The organism is Xenorhabdus bharatensis (genome assembly GCF_037996705.1).
GTDB classification, from domain to species: domain Bacteria; phylum Pseudomonadota; class Gammaproteobacteria; order Enterobacterales; family Enterobacteriaceae; genus Xenorhabdus; species Xenorhabdus bharatensis.
The window spans coordinates 1-223 of record NZ_JBBMXG010000124.1; the positions used below are offsets into that span (position 1 = coordinate 1).

At 48.9% G+C, this 223-nt stretch carries 1 pseudogene; it reads right to left on the minus strand.

Features of this window, described 5'->3' with window-relative positions:
- A pseudogene (locus tag AAC855_RS21515) lies at positions 1 to 223 on the minus strand (IS5/IS1182 family transposase); the annotation flags it as partial.

Consider the following 223-nt stretch of genomic DNA (forward strand, 5'->3'; position numbering starts at 1 on the left):
TGCGCATCCACGGCCAAATGTATCTTGGTATTGAGCCCCCTTTTGTGATCCCCATATCCTGATTACCGCCTTGCGCGCCTGCCGCATCGGGATGAACCTTAATATGGCTGGTATCAATCAGTAACCACTCGAAATCGGGGTCATTCACCAAGTGTTCAAGCAGCTTTTCCCATATTCCTTTATCTCTCCAACGGCAAAAACGGCGGTGGGTATTTTTCCAATC